Source organism: Gracilibacillus massiliensis, assembly GCF_001458115.1.
GTDB classification, from domain to species: Bacteria; Bacillota; Bacilli; order Bacillales; family Amphibacillaceae; genus Gracilibacillus; species Gracilibacillus massiliensis.
Genome location: NZ_CZRP01000012.1, coordinates 805,518 through 821,456 on the forward strand (window position 1 = coordinate 805,518; position 15,939 = coordinate 821,456).

Sequence of the window (15,939 nt, forward strand, 5' to 3'; positions counted from 1 at the left end):
ATCACCTCTTTCCAACGCTATCTTATCTCTACATTTGTGATTGTTCTTTCTATTTCCGTAAATGAATCGATCACTTCAAGTGCTTGTTGGATCACTTGCTCAGCAATCTCACGTGATTCAGAAACCGTTACAATGCCTAATTTAGATCGTTGCCACAAATCTTGAAAATCTAATTCTGATATGGCAATATTTAAGTCTTTTGTTAGAAGATTTTTTAATCTTTTTAATATCGATCGCTTATCTTTTAACGAATGACATTCATACAAAAAGATTTCTACTTCGGCATACGTGATCATTTCACTTCAATTTCCTGCATCACATACGCTTCAATTACGTCGCCTTCTTTAATATCATTATAATTTTTAATGGTTATACCACATTCATAATTTTGCGCGACTTCTTTCACATCATCTTTGAAACGTTTTAGTGTGTCAATCTCACCCTCATAAATAACAACACCATCACGAATTAAACGAATACCTGCATCTCTGGTTACTTTACCATCTGTTACATATGCACCAGCAATTGTACCAATTTTGGAAACTTTGAATATTTCTCTTACTTCTACTTGGCCGATTACTTTTTCTTCAAATTCTGGATCTAACATACCTTTCATCGCTGCTTCTACTTCTTCAATTGCTTTGTAGATAACACGATGCAAGCGGATATCAACTTTCTCAGATTCTGCTGCTTTTTTCGCATTGTTGTCAGGTCTTACATTAAATCCGATAACAACTGCATTAGAAGCAGAAGCTAAGATAATATCAGATTCTTTGATCGCACCTGCGCCAGTGTGAATGATATTAACTTTAACACCTTCTACATCAATCTTCTTTAAGGATGCAGCTAAAGCTTCTACTGAACCTTGTACATCTGCTTTAAGAATGACGTTAATATCTTTAATTTCACCTTGTTTAATTTGTTCGAATAAATCATCTAAACTAACACGTGACTGACTACCACGTTTTTCTTCAATCTGTTTTTGTTGTCTCATTTCACCGATTTGGCGAGCTTGCTTCTCATCTTTAAAGACAACAAACTGATCCCCTGCTTGTGGTACATCATTTAGACCTGTAATCTCTACAGGAGTAGAAGGGCCAGCTGATTTAATACGTTTACCTAAATCATTAACCATTGCACGGACACGACCAAACGTATGTCCAACTACAATTGGGTCCCCTACTTTTAGTGTACCATTTTGTACTAATAATGATGCAACAGAACCGCGACCTTTATCTAATTGTGCTTCAATTACGGTACCATTTGCACGACGGTCTGCGTTTGCCTTGAGTTCTTCTACTTCTGCTACTAACAAGATCATCTCTAATAAATCGTCAATACCTTCACCTTTAAGTGCAGACAATTGTACGAAAATGGTTTCGCCACCCCAGTCTTCAGGTACAAGTTCATATTCTGTTAGCTCTTGCATAACACGATCTGGATTAGCGCCTTCTTTATCCATTTTGTTGACTGCAACGATGATTGGTACTTCAGCTGCTTTCGCATGATTAATAGCCTCAATCGTTTGCGGCATAACGCCATCATCCGCTGCAACGACTAAGATAGCAATATCTGTTACTTGTGCACCACGTGAACGCATACTAGTAAATGCTGCGTGACCTGGTGTATCAAGGAAAGTAACTTTTTTGTCATTTTCTCTTACTTGATATGCGCCGATATGCTGTGTAATACCTCCAGCTTCACCTGCTGTTACCTTCGTATGACGAATTGAGTCTAATAATGTAGTTTTACCGTGGTCTACATGACCCATAATGGTTACAACTGGTGGGCGTTCTTTCAATTTATCCGCATTTTCTTCTTCAATATAAGTAGAAAGATCAGCTTTATCTACTTCCACTTCTTGTTCTACTTCTACTCCGTACTCACCACAAATTAATTCCAAAGCATCCTCATCAAGGTCTTGGTTTTTGGTTGCCATAACACCTAAGAACAATAGTTTTTTAATAATTTCATTTGTTTCTTTGTTTAATTTATCTGCTAACTCAGTTACGGTTAATGTTCCTGAATAAGTGATTTTACTCGGCTCTTTTGGTTGTACTTTTTCTGGTTTTTTGGCTTCTTGCTGATTTTCTTTTGGTTTATTTTGTTGTTTATTATTATTCTGCTTTTTCAGATTATTATTTTGTTTAGGATTGTGTTTAGGTTTATTTTTTTGGTTAGTAGATCCTTGATTTTTTTGTGTTTGTTCCTTTTGTTTAGGTTGAAAAGATTGATCCAATTTCGCTTTCATATCATCTGAAAGTGTTGACATGTGATTAGATACTGGTAGTTCCAACTCTTTTAGTTTATTGATAATTTCTTTACTTGATTTGTTAACTTGCTTTGCATATTCATATACTCGTATTTTTGACATACGTTCACCCCCGATTATTTTCATCAAGTAATGTCATCAATTTCTTCGCAAATCCATGCTCATGAATTGATACTGCTACACGACCTGACTTGCCAACTGCTTGTGACAGTGTTTCACGCTCATCCACAAAGAAATAAGGAATATTATAATACGTACATTTATCCGTTAATTTCTTGCGTGTCTGATCGCCTATATCACTAGCAATTAATACTACTTTAGACTTTTTGGATTGAATTTCTTTTACAATTAATTCTTCACCGAACGTGCATTTTCCAGCACGATTTGCTAATCCAATAATATTTAAATAGGCTTTATTACTTGCCATATTATTCGCCTTCAATCTGTTTTCTTAAATCCTGGTAGATCGTTTCTGGAATTTTCATTTCAAGCTGTTTTTCTAATGCACCATTCTTCTCAGCTTGGTCGACTACCTTTAAGTCTTTTGAAACATAGGCACCGCGACCATTTTTTTTGCCAGTAGGATCTACAAAAATTTCGCCTTCTTTTGTTTTCACCACTCGAATTAAAGATTGCTTTGGCATCATTTCTTGACTTACTATACATTTTCTTAATGGGATTTTTCGTTTTTTAGTCATATGAATTCCTCCTTACTTAAACAGATCTTCATCCATATCTTCGTAGGAATCTTCATAATCTAAGTTATCCTCATATTCAAGCTCTTCTAAACTGTCTTGTATTTCTTCTTCAGTGATTAATCCTTCTTCTTTTGCTTCTGTTTCACTTTTAATGTCTATTTTCCAACCCGTTAATTTGGCTGCTAGCCTGGCATTCTGTCCACGCTTACCAATAGCAAGTGAAAGCTGATAGTCAGGTACAATGACGGTAGTTGCTTTTTCTTCTTCATCGACTTTTACTTGAACTACTTTTGAAGGACTAAGTGCATTGGACACATAGACTACTGGATCTTCGGACCATTCAACAATGTCTATTTTTTCACCTTTTAATTCGTCAACTATGGTTTGAACACGCTGACCTTTTTGCCCAACGCATGAACCAACTGGATCAATTTCTGGATCTTCAGCATGGACAGAGATTTTCGAGCGGTCTCCTGCTTCACGAGCGACAGACTTTACTTCCACAGTACCGTCATAAATTTCTGGAACTTCCATTTCGAATAATCGCTTTAATAATCCTGGATGTGTTCTTGAGACGAAAATATTCGGACCTTTATTTGTATTCTCTACTTTCGTTACATACACTTTAATTCTATCATGTACGTTATATGTTTCAGTGGGCATACATTCAGACTCAGGTAATTTTGCTTCTACTTTACCTAGATTGACATATATAAATCTGCCATCCATACGTTGGATCGTTCCGTTCATGATATCTTCTTCACGATCAATATACTCATTAAAAATAATACCACGTTCTGCTTCACGTACACGTTGAGTCACCACTTGTTTAGCTGCTTGTGCGGCAATTCGCCCAAAATCTCTAGGTGTAACTTCGATTTCCACTACGTCACCAATCTCATAAGCAGGATTGATGGTATGTGCTTCTTCGATTGACATGTGCTGATTATGATCATCTACTTCTTCCACTATTTCTTTTTGCGCAAATACACCCATCGTACCTGATTCGGCATTTAAATCAACACGTACATTTGTCGCTGATTTAAAATTTTTCTTATAAGCGGAAATAAGTGCAGCTTCTAAAGCTTCCATCAATACTTCTTTATTGATTCCTTTTTCCTTTTCTAAATAATCCATTGCATCGAACAATTCTCTGTTCACAAATTTTTCCCCCTTTAATCAAAAGTAACAGCTAAACGAGCTTTCGCTATTTTCTTAAACGGAATTTCAATTTCTTTCTGTTTCGCTTTATCCTTATATCGGATATTCGCATAACCGTCCTTAAAATCGATTAAGTCTCCTGTAAATTCTTTTTCTCCACTAATCGGTTCATATAATTTGATATAAACATGTTTACCGATATTAGACTCAAAATCAGTTTCCTTTTTGAGAGGTCTTTCCACTCCTGGTGAAGAAACTTCTAAAAAATAGGCATCAGTTACCGGGTCTGCTTCGTCTAATTTTGCACTTAGTTGCTCGGAGACTTGACCACATTCCTCTATATCTACTCCGCCTTCTTTATCGATATATACTCTCAGAAACCAATTAGGGCCTTCTTTTTCAAAAACAACATCAACCAGTTCTAATGAAAGTTTATCTAAGATCGGTCGGACTAATTCTTCTGTTTGTTCTGTGACTTTGTGTGACATCTTGATACCTCCTCTACTGCTTACACACTTTAAGATATATTTCCCATAATTGCTGGTTGATACACATCTATAACTATGTACTTGGGAAATGGAATGATAAATCCCTTGCCATGAATGGCAAGGGATTTATCAAAACCCTATATCGTTGCAACGTTGATAGGTAAGAAGAAAGAGTGGGTATCCCCACTCTTTTTTCGTCCGCATCAAATGAAATCTGTATAAAATATAGCATGAATTACGAAATAATGCAAGGAATTTAATGGATTCTTCACAAATTAAAACAACGATAGTTGGTTTTTGTCGGCCATTCCTTCTAAACATCCATGCTGATCTAAATATTCTAAGACCGTTTTGGAGATTCTACTTCGTTCTCTTAAATCTTCTTTTGAAAGGAATTCTCCATCCTCCCGCGCCTTTTCGATGTTAATCGCTGCGTTAGTACCTAAACCATCGACAGCATTGAATGGCGGTATTAAACTATCCCCATCCACTAAAAACTCTGTTGCGGTCGACCTGTATAAATCAACCTTTTGAAAATGAAAACCGCGTTCATTCATTTCTAAGGCAATCTCTAAAACAGTAAGTAAACTTTTTTCTTTCGGTGGTGCGTCATTTCCTTTATCAAGGATTTCCTTAATGCGCAGTCGAATTGCTTCAGAACCTTTTACCATCGTATCTAACTCAAAGTCATCTGCTCTTACAGTGAAATAAGAAGCATAAAAATAAAGTGGATAATGGACTTTAAAATAAGCAATTCGTATAGCCATTAACACATATGCAGCTGCGTGTGCTTTCGGGAACATATATTTAATTTTTTTACATGAATCGATATACCAATCAGGGACATCATGTTTTTTCATCTCTTCAATCCACTCTGGGTCTAAACCTTTCCCTTTTCGCACAAACTCCATAATTTTAAATGCTAATGACGCATCTAGCCCTTTATGCATTAGATAAACCATAATATCGTCACGACAACCAATAACATCTGGTAATCCACAGATACCATTATTAATCAATTCCTGTGCATTTCCCAACCATACATCGGTACCGTGACTTAATCCCGAAATGATGACTAATTCAGCAAATGTTTTTGGTTTGGTATCCTCTAACATTTGGCGAACAAATCTTGTACCAAACTCTGGTACCCCTAATGTTCCCGTTTTGCACATAATTTGATCGGCAGATACACCTAAAACGTCAGGACCTGAGAATATTTTCATGACTTCTTCATCATCGGTTGGAACGGTTTGTGGATCGATCCCACTTAAATCTTGAAGCATACGAATCATTGTCGGATCATCATGACCAAGTATATCTAGCTTTAATAAATTATCGTGAATCGAATGGAAATCAAAATGGGTCGTCTTCCATTCAGAATTCCGGTCATCTGCCGGAAATTGAATCGGTGTAAAGTCATAAATTTCCTTATCATCTGGTACAACTATAATCCCACCAGGGTGCTGACCTGTAGTACGTTTAGCACCAGTACAACCTTTAACAAGTCGATCAACTTCAGCTTGTTTAATCGTTAATTCTTTATCACTAGCATAACCCTTCGCATAACCATATGCTGTTTTTTCAGCAACGGTACCAATGGTTCCTGCTCGATATACATTGTCTTCACCAAATAACACTTTCGTATAGTTGTGTGCTTTTGGTTGATACTCGCCAGAAAAGTTCAAGTCAATATCGGGTACCTTATCCCCTTTGAAGCCTAGGAACGTCTCAAACGGAATATCTTGTCCATCTTTTTTCATTGCTTCCTGACATTCGGGACAGTTTTTATCAGGTAAGTCAAAACCACTACCAACTGAACCATCATCAAAAAATTCGCTATATTTACAAGATGGACAAACATAATGAGGTGGTAATGGATTCACTTCCGTTATTTCGGTAAAAGTTGCAATTAATGAGGAACCAACAGAGCCCCTCGAACCTACTAAGTAACCGTCATCTAATGATTTTTTCACTAATTTTTGAGAAATTAGATAGATAACGGCAAATCCATGACCAATAATACTTTTCAATTCTTTTTCGACTCTTTTTTCGACAATTTCTGGAATAGGATCACCATATACTGATTTCGCGAAATTATAACTCAATTCTCTGATTTCATCTTCTGCTCCATCAATATTTGGAGTATATAAATCTTCTTTAACTGGCTTCAATTCTTCGATTCGGTCTGCTAATTGATTCGGATTAGTGATGACAATTTCTTTTGCCTTCTCTTCACCTAAAAAGGAAAATGCCTCGATCATTTCAGCAGTTGTTCGAAAGTAAGTGTTAGGTAAGGTTTGCCGATTTAGTGGGTTACCACTTTGTGATGATATTAAGATTTGTCGGTATAATTGATCATTTTTCTCTAAATGATGAACATTCCCGGTTGCTACACAAGGTTTTTCTAAATCATCGGCTAATTGGACGATATTACGAATAATATCCATTAGCTGTGCTTCGTTTTGTACTAATTCTCTATCATATAAATGAACAAAATTACTTGTTGGTTGCACTTCAATGTAATCATAAAACTTTGCTACGTTTTCCGCTTGTTCTTTCGATTTTTGCATCATCGTTTCGAAAACTTCCCCTTGATCACAAGCTGTACCAACGAGAATACCTTCTCGGTACTCTTGTAATTTTGACCGAGGAATTCGTGGAACACGGTAGAAATAATCGATATGTGCCAACGAGACAAGTTTATAGATGTTTTTTAACCCTTCCTGATCCACTGCAAGTAACGTCACATGAAAAGGCCTTGAACGTTGATAAGCATTGCCTTCGCCCATATGTTGATTGAATTGATTATGATTTGTAATAGAACGTTCTAAAGAAAGCTTGATAAACTTCCACAATAAATAACCAGTTGCTTCCGCATCATAAATGGCGCGGTGATGCTGGGTTAATTCGATATCTAATTTTTTACATAACGTATTTAATCGATGATTTTTTAATTCAGGAAATAGTAAACGCGCTAATTCTAACGTGTCGATTACCGGATTACTTGCTTCTTGATACTCGATCCGTTTAAAGCCGGTATTCAAAAAGCCCATATCAAAATCTGCGTTATGTGCTACAAGAATGGCATCTCCCATCCATTGATGGAATTCCTTTAGGACATCTCCTACTTCTGGAGCATCTCTCACCATGTCGTCTGTTATACCAGTTAAATTGGTAGTCGTTTCTGACAGAGGATGATGTGGATTAGCAAATGATTCATATCGATCAATAATCTCGCCGTTATGTACTTTAACTGCCGCTAGTTCAATTATCGTGTCATAAATTGCCGATAGTCCTGTGGTTTCCACATCAAAAACAACATAGGTAGCGTCCGCTAAGTCCCGATCTGCGTCATTATAAGCAATCGGCACACCATCATCGACAACATTCGCTTCTACCCCATAAAGGATTTTCACACCATGTTTTTGGCCTGCTGCATATGCTTCTGGATAAGCCTGAGCAACCGCATGGTCGGTGATAGCAATTGCTTTATGTCCCCATTTACCAGCTTGTTCAATCAGCTTTGATGCGGATACAACAGCGTCCATTTGACTCATTAACGTATGTGCATGTAATTCGACCCGTTTTTCGTCATGGAAACCAGGATCCTCTCGAGTAACAGAAGGCACTTGTTGAATATCTTTTGCCATCATTGTCAATTCATTCGAAAAATTATCGGTTTGAATCATACCCTTGGCTTTTACCCACATGCCTTCTTTTAACTGCTTGAACTTTTCGACATCTTGATCACCTTTTGAGAACATTTTAATTTGAAAGGAATCTGTATAATCGGTTACTTTAATAATTAATAAATGTCTTCCAGATCGTAATTCACGAATGTCTGCATCAAATAAATACCCTTGGAAAACGACACTTTTCTCTTCTTCTACTATTTCTTTCATACTGATTGCATTCTCTTTAATCGGATAACCTAATTGTACAGGACCAGTAGGACTTTCTGGTTTTGCTTCTTTGGCTTTTTGCGCTTGCGCTTTAAAAGCTTCTTCCACTTTTTTTCGATCTTCTAACGCTTTTTCTTGTTGAAATTTTTCTAATTCTTCTTGCTGATTGCCTATTTCCAAATGAATGATTTGTTTAGGTATACCTACCTTTATACAAAATTGATCATATCGTAACTGAATGTCTTTATTCATTTGTTCCTCGATCTGATTACTTACAGTTAACATAATATTATTATCGTTAAATAAAGGTTTTTTATTCTCAAATGTTCGATACTTAGGTGAATCAGTTGTAAGCTCAGACAGGAAAATTTGCCAATACTGATTTGACTCTTTCTCATCGATAGTAGGTTCATCGACTTTTATCGTCCAAGATACTTTGGCAATTGAAGAGAATGCTTCAGTTAATTTTAGAATAAATACTTGATAAACATCAGCAGGGATCGTCTTATCTAGATTAAAATGAAAATGCCACTTTTGGTTCGACCGATAAACTTCTAACTTTTCTATAGAACCCTCCTGAAGGTATTTATTTTTCATATCATCAGCTATTCCGATTTGCTTCAGGAGTAATTGAAATTTTTCTTTATTAGAGATACACATTTTCGATCTCCTTTTCACAGTTTTTCGAATAATCAACAACTTATTAAGTGAGTTTTTAAATGATTTGGAGTTTCATAGTCAAGCATTGCTCGCGAAACTTAGCATATAAATTGAATTCCCTTGCCTGTTAGTTGAGACAAGGGAATTTTGTTATTTAATCAATGAAGATATTTTCTCAACTAAGTCACTAACATGAAGGTCATCTTGCTCTCCACTTTCTCTTAGCTTACATTCTACTATACCTTCTGAAGCTTTCTTACCAACCGTTATCCGAACAGGTAACCCAATTAAATCGCTATCCGCAAATTTAACACCAGGTCTTTCTTTACGATCATCAAATAATACAGTGACATCATTTTGTTGTAATTGCTCATATATCTGCTCAGCCAGATCTAGTTGCTCTTGGTTTTTAGGATTTACCGCAATCAAATGTACTTGATATGGTGTTATTTCTTGTGGCCATTTTATACCATTTTCATCATTGAATTGTTCGACGATAGCAGCAAGTGTTCTCGATACGCCAATTCCATAACAACCCATGATCATTGTTTCTTGTTTGCCTTGCTCATTTAAGTATTGAGCTCCTAATTTCTCAGCATAAAACTTACCTAATTTAAAGATATGTCCAACTTCAATACCTTTTGCAAACTGAATTGTTCCACTACCATCTGGTGATGGATCACCTTCTTGAATAAATCGTAAATCCTCATAAGAAGCTACTTTAATGTCACGTTCAATATTTGCATTTTGATAATGTTTATCCGTCTGATTTGCACCACAATAGACATTTCGCATTACTGCAACTGCATGATCTGCTATTACTTCGATTTCTTCTGGCACATTAACCGGTCCAATAGAACCAACCTCTGCTTGTAATTGTTGTTTTGTTTCCTCTTCTGATGCTAATTCAACTTCCGATGCACCTAGCGCATTTTTAAGCTTAATATCATTTACTTCATGGTCACCACGAGTTAATACTAAAACAAATCGATCATCTACTTTAAAAAGTAATGATTTAATACCTTTTTCAATTGGTTGATCTAAGAATTCAGAAACTTCTTTCATTGTTCTATAACCAGGTGTATCAACTAATTCTAATTCCTGTAAGCTTTCATTACTTTCTTCATACGATACATTTACAGGTGCCATCTCGATATTGGCAGCAAAATCAGATTGATCTGAATAGGCTATCGTATCTTCTCCTATTTCAGATAGAACCATAAATTCATGGGTATCTTTACCACCCATAGCTCCAGAATCAGCAATTACGGCTCTGAAATTCAAACCACATCGGCTAAATATATTTTTATAGGCCGTGAACATTTTATCATATGCTTCATCTAAGCTATCCTGAGAAGTATGAAACGTGTAAGCATCTTTCATAACAAATTCTCTACCTCTTAATAAACCAAAGCGCGGACGTTGTTCATCTCTGAATTTCGTTTGGATTTGGTAGATACTAAGTGGTAACTTTTTATAACTTTTTACCTCTTCCCCAATTAAACTAGTAATGACCTCTTCATGAGTCGCTCCTAAAGCAAATTCTCTATCATGACGATCATGTAGTCGCATTAACTCGGAGCCTAACTTATACCAGCGTCCTGTTTTTTTCCATAGATCAGATGACTGTAAGGCTGGCATCAGCATCTCTACTGCTCCTGCTCTTTCCATCTCTTCCCGAACAATTTTTTCTACATTTTTTAACACTTTATTTCCTAATGGTAAAAAACTATAAACACCTGATACGGTTTGTCTAATAAACCCTGCTCGTAATAAAAGTTGATGACTTCTAATTTCAGCATCTGCAGGGGTTTCTTTTAAAGTTGGAATTAACGTCTGACTATGTCTCATCTTACATTTTCACCCCAATGATTTGGTATTGTTATATTTCGAATTGCTACAATATATTACATTTGATTTATCATACTACAAAAATAATCGTTGAATGTCATTCCATGTCACAATAATCATCAGCAACATCAATAATGCAAAACCGATAAAATGAACGACACCTTCTTTTTGTGGATCAATTGGTTTTCTACGTATTGCCTCCAAACCGACAAATATCAATCTTCCACCATCCAAAGCTGGTAAAGGTACTAGGTTTATTATACCTAAATTGACACTAAGAACCGCTGTCCATGTTAAAAAGTTAAGAAATCCTGTTTTAACTACTTGATCGGTAGCATCATAAATACCTACCGGTCCTGATAACATATCGATCGAAAACTGACCGGTAACGAGTTTACCTAAGTTAGTTAGAATCAATGTTGACCATCTGTACGTTTCTTCTAAACTATATGGAATAGATCGGATAAATGACTTCTCTAATGCGAGAGTGACACCTACTTGACCAATATTTTGCTCTGGAGTTTCAACCAATGCTGGTGTAACTTCTAATGGAATTTCTTGATTGTCCCTAAGAACTGTCATCTCTAAAGATTCCTCAGGACTGGCTTGTACAATTTCTTGGAATTCATCCCATTCACCAATCGACTGTCCTTCAATTTCTATTATGGTATCATCTGGCTCAAAACCAGCTTCTTCTGCTGGGCTGTTATCCACGACCGAACCTATTCGAACATCGTCTACCGGTACACCTTGAATATTGGCTAAGATAAGAAAAATAACTACGGTTAAGACAAAATTCATTAAAGGACCAGCAAACAATTGCAAACCTCTTTGGCCAACTGTTTTCGAAGCAAATTGACGATTATATGGTGCAATTTGTGTAGCTTTTTCGTCCATGATAAAGTCAGCTTTCTCATGAACACGGAAGGAATACTTTGTTTCTTCATCGATTTCATAACCCTCAATTATTAAATCATGATCAAGGTCAATTCTTTCTACTTCAATCACTAGTGCATCAGGGTGTTTCGCTTTATTGTTTACAATAATTTGGTCAACTTCACCAGCTTCATTAAAAGTCAAGCCGATATGCTGTCCTGGTTTGATATCGATTATCTCGGGATCTTCCCCTGCAACACGAACATATCCCCCCATCGGTAAAAGCCTTATTGTATAAAGTGTTTCATTCTTTACCGTCGAAAATACTTTTGGACCAAATCCGATTGCAAATTCTCGAACAAGCATCCCTGTTTTTTTTGCTACATAATAATGACCAAATTCATGCACAAATACAAGTAGGCCAAACATTAATATAAAGGCAATTACTGTATTCAAATAAAGCACTCCTTCCCCTATTCCAATTAACGATAACGTTCCATTATTTTTCTTCGAATTTCCGAATCAATTGCATTAATAGTATCCAAATTTGGACTTTGAATATTAGAGTGTGTTAACATAGCTTGTTCAATTACATTTTCAATTTCTAAAAATGTTATCTGTTCTTGCAAAAATAAGTCAACGGCAGTTTCGTTTGCTGCATTTAAAACGGTAGGCATCGATCCACCTTTTTTACCAGCTTGATAGGCAAAATCTAAACACGGAAAACGATTCAGATCCATTTTAGAAAAGTGAAGTTCGCCCATCTCAACTAAGTCAAGACTTTTGGAAGATGACAAAGGCAGTCTATGAGGATATGTTAAAGCATATTGAATAGGCACACGCATATCAGGCGTTCCAAGCTGGGCAATCACACTTTTATCAGCATATTCCACCATCGAATGAATAATACTTTCTTTATGTTGAATAACTTCAATCTTTTCATAAGGAATATTAAACAACCAATGGGCTTCAATCACTTCCAAGCCTTTATTCATCATGGAAGCAGAGTCTATCGTTATTTTTGCACCCATACTCCAATTAGGATGTTTCAGTGCATCTGCTACTGTTACGCCTTGTAATTCATCTCGGGACTTATCACGAAAACTTCCACCTGAAGCTGTCAAAATAATTTTGTTAACATCTCGATACGCTTCACCATTTAACGCTTGAAAAATAGCAGAATGCTCACTGTCCACTGGTAACAAATCAACACCATATTTTGCAGCTGCGTCCATAACTAAATGTCCGGCAGTAACCAAAGTTTCTTTATTTGCAATAGCAATTTGTTTTCGATGCTCAATCGCTGTCAAGGTTGCTTCTAATCCGACACTTCCCATTACCGCGTTAACTAAGACATCGGTTTTCGGATCAGCGCTGACCTCTTGTAACGCTTCTTTTCCAACTAAGATAGTAGTATCACTGTTATGTATTTTTAAAGCTTGTCTAATTGTATCGTCAAGTACAACCACTTTAGCTGGATTAAATTTATTTATTATCTCTTGAGCTTTCTTAATATTCCTGCCAAATGCGATTGCATACAATTGAAATTGATCAGGATGTTCTGCTAAAACATCTAATGTTTGCAAACCAATCGAGCCTGTTGCTCCCAGCAGTGTTATGTTTTTCATCTTTAAACGCCCCAATTACTAATAGTCTATGATATAAAATGGATAAAATGTAACAATGGAAAAACAAATAACCAACTATCGAAACGATCTAATATCCCACCGTGGCCAGGCAATAATTTTCCAGAATCTTTTACATGATAATGTCTTTTGATTGCTGACTCTACAAGGTCACCAATCTGAGCAAATATGGAAGCAATAATGGTAACAAGAACAACTAATATTAGTGAATCATGTACCGGGAAAAAATAATGGAAAATAATCGCAACAATAGATGCTACTAGAATACCACCTAACGCTCCTTCGATTGTCTTTTTTGGACTAATCTTTGGCCATAATTTATGTTTTCCAAATGCCCTTCCAAAGAAATACGCTCCTGTGTCTGTTGACAATATCACTAGAATAGCATAAAAAATATAAACTAGTCCATTTTCGACTTCTCTAGTTTGGATAAAGTAATAAAAACCTAAACCGACATAGATTGCTGCTAAGATGAGAAATCCAGCATCTTCAAACGTGAATTTATTTTTAACTAAAACCGTGTAACCTAATAAGACTAATACAAAAAACATAAGCAATTCTAATCTTGTAGAGAAAAAGATATAATCACTTTGGAATAATAATGACCAAGTTAAAATAACACCTAATACTGTAGGGATGGGATATTTGGTCATATTTCTCATATGTAATAGTTCTAAGAAACCCACTGTGGCAATAAAGTACATAACAATTTGAAATGGTAGTCCACTTAAAAATATAAATGGGAAGAAAAGTAATATTGCAACTATTGCAGTGATAATTCTTGTTTTCATTATATTTTCACACCTTATATTCCACCATAACGACGTTTTCTATTTTGAAAATCGTTGATAGCTTTTTCGAATTCTTCAAAACTAAAATCAGGCCATAATGTATCTGTAAACCATAATTCTGTGTAGGCCGTTTGCCAAAGCAAGAAATTACTTAGTCGTAATTCTCCGCTTGTTCGAATTAATAAGTCAGGATCTTTAATATGAGAAGTATATAAATGTTCAGCTAGCGCAGTTTCTGTTATATCATCTATATCATACTTTCCATCTGTGACATCTCTACAAATATCCTGAATCGCTCTTACCATCTCAAAACGACTACCATAATTAATCGCAATATTTAAAATCAAACCTGTATTATTTGACGTTTCATCAATTGCCCTCATGATAGCTGATTTTGTTTTCTTGGGTAGATTATTAACTTCTCCAATTGTTTGAATTCTTACATTTTCTTCTATTAATTCAGGTAAATAATGTTGTAAAAAATCGATCGGCAGTTTCATAATGTATTCAACTTCTTGCGTTGGTCTTTTCCAATTCTCTGTTGAAAAAGCGTATAACGTCAAAACTTCTACTTTGAAGTGATTGGCTGCTTTTACAATTCGTTTAACGTTGTCCATTCCTTCGCGGTGTCCTGCGACTCTAGGAAGACCTTGTTTCTGAGCCCAACGTCCATTCCCATCCATAATAATTGCTATGTGTTTAGGAATATTATCTAGCTGAATTGTACTTTCAAGTCTAGCATGATTTTTTTTATTTTTAAAAGGAAGCTTAAACAAACGCATAAATTATCCTCCACCATTCAAAAACCGTTCTATTCATTTAAGTTTAGTTTATCTATCTTTTTTTTAAAAACTGGAAATACATCTTATCTTTTAGTGTGTCGCGAAGTTTCACTTATATTTTGTGCATTCAAAATCTTTACTTCGTCTAATTACTTGATCGCTATAATTTTACATTTTCTTAATGTATAAAGTGCAAAAACCCTCTTCTAATAAGAGGGCTTTAACACTCACCATATATTCTACCTTTTTTTTGCTTAAACTTCCATAATTTCTTGTTCTTTTTCTTTGGTTAAATCATCAATTTTCTTAATATGTGTATTTGTTTCATCTTGAACATCATCTTGATAAGCTTTTAAATCATCTTTTGTAAGATCACCATTTCTTTCATCTTTCTTCAACTGATCGTTGGCGTCTCGACGAATATTGCGAATCTGTACTTTAGATTCTTCCGCATACTTACCTACAACTTTGACTAGTTCTTTACGACGTTCTTCCGTTAATGGTGGAATACTAATACGAATCACATTTCCATCATTGGAAGGTGATAATCCTAAGTCTGCTTTTTGAATAGCTTTTTCAATATCAGACAAAGATGATTTATCGAAAGGTGTAATCACTAACAATCTAGCTTCAGGAACAGAAATAGATGTTAATTGATTTAATGGTGTTAAAGCACCATAATATTCAACCTGCACACTGTCTAATATTGCTGGATTTGCTCTACCAGCTCTTACAGTTGCTAAACTTTTTGAGTAGGCTTTTACAGCTTGATCCATTTTTGCTTTAGCATCTTTGATTAGTTGTTCTGACAT

The 15,939-nt window shown here is 35.7% G+C and carries 13 protein-coding genes; all 13 read right to left on the reverse strand.

Going from position 1 to position 15,939, the window contains the following annotated elements:
• Nucleotides 1-17 precede the first annotated feature (17 nt).
• The gene (locus BN3107_RS11520; protein WP_058307772.1) at nucleotides 18-296 is read right to left on the reverse strand and encodes a DUF503 domain-containing protein; all 279 of its coding nucleotides are present in this window, start codon (nucleotides 294-296) and stop codon (nucleotides 18-20) included.
• A complete protein-coding gene (gene infB, locus BN3107_RS11525) occupies nucleotides 293-2,374 on the reverse strand; it encodes a translation initiation factor IF-2 (RefSeq protein WP_058307773.1) in 2,082 nt (693 codons plus the stop codon). The genes BN3107_RS11520 and infB overlap by 4 nt, the downstream gene beginning before the upstream one ends.
• A gap of 4 nt (nucleotides 2,375-2,378) precedes the next feature.
• On the reverse strand, nucleotides 2,379-2,699 hold the full coding sequence (locus tag BN3107_RS11530) for a YlxQ family RNA-binding protein (RefSeq protein ID WP_058307774.1): 321 nt from the start codon (nucleotides 2,697-2,699) through the stop codon (nucleotides 2,379-2,381).
• Between the two features lies 1 nt (nucleotide 2,700).
• The gene (gene rnpM / locus BN3107_RS11535) at nucleotides 2,701-2,970 is read right to left on the reverse strand and encodes an RNase P modulator RnpM (protein WP_058307775.1); all 270 of its coding nucleotides are present in this window, start codon (nucleotides 2,968-2,970) and stop codon (nucleotides 2,701-2,703) included.
• A gap of 12 nt (nucleotides 2,971-2,982) precedes the next feature.
• The gene (nusA, locus tag BN3107_RS11540) at nucleotides 2,983-4,131 is read right to left on the reverse strand and encodes a transcription termination factor NusA (protein ID WP_058307776.1); all 1,149 of its coding nucleotides are present in this window, start codon (nucleotides 4,129-4,131) and stop codon (nucleotides 2,983-2,985) included.
• Nucleotides 4,132-4,145: 14 nt separating this feature from the next.
• Entirely contained in the window at nucleotides 4,146-4,619 is a 474-nt protein-coding gene (gene rimP / locus BN3107_RS11545) for a ribosome maturation factor RimP (protein ID WP_058307777.1), read from the reverse strand.
• Nucleotides 4,620-4,894: 275 nt separating this feature from the next.
• Nucleotides 4,895-9,181: a PolC-type DNA polymerase III gene (locus BN3107_RS11550; RefSeq protein ID WP_058307778.1), complete on the reverse strand. Its 4,287-nt coding sequence runs from the start codon at nucleotides 9,179-9,181 to the stop codon at nucleotides 4,895-4,897.
• Between the two features lie 150 nt (nucleotides 9,182-9,331).
• Nucleotides 9,332-11,032, reverse strand: a complete 1,701-nt coding sequence (locus BN3107_RS11555) for a proline--tRNA ligase (RefSeq protein WP_058307779.1) — start codon at nucleotides 11,030-11,032, stop codon at nucleotides 9,332-9,334.
• A gap of 75 nt (nucleotides 11,033-11,107) precedes the next feature.
• Nucleotides 11,108-12,364, reverse strand: coding sequence for an RIP metalloprotease RseP (gene rseP / locus BN3107_RS11560; protein WP_058307780.1), 1,257 nt, complete (start codon nucleotides 12,362-12,364; stop codon nucleotides 11,108-11,110).
• A 26-nt stretch (nucleotides 12,365-12,390) separates the two neighbouring features.
• Nucleotides 12,391-13,536, reverse strand: a complete 1,146-nt coding sequence (gene dxr / locus BN3107_RS11565; RefSeq protein ID WP_058307781.1) for a 1-deoxy-D-xylulose-5-phosphate reductoisomerase — start codon at nucleotides 13,534-13,536, stop codon at nucleotides 12,391-12,393.
• A gap of 26 nt (nucleotides 13,537-13,562) precedes the next feature.
• Nucleotides 13,563-14,345, reverse strand: coding sequence for a phosphatidate cytidylyltransferase (locus BN3107_RS11570; RefSeq protein WP_058307782.1), 783 nt, complete (start codon nucleotides 14,343-14,345; stop codon nucleotides 13,563-13,565).
• Between the two features lie 14 nt (nucleotides 14,346-14,359).
• Nucleotides 14,360-15,127, reverse strand: a complete 768-nt coding sequence (locus BN3107_RS11575; RefSeq protein WP_058307783.1) for an isoprenyl transferase — start codon at nucleotides 15,125-15,127, stop codon at nucleotides 14,360-14,362.
• Between the two features lie 254 nt (nucleotides 15,128-15,381).
• A complete protein-coding gene (gene frr / locus BN3107_RS11580; RefSeq protein ID WP_058307784.1) occupies nucleotides 15,382-15,939 on the reverse strand; it encodes a ribosome recycling factor in 558 nt (185 codons plus the stop codon).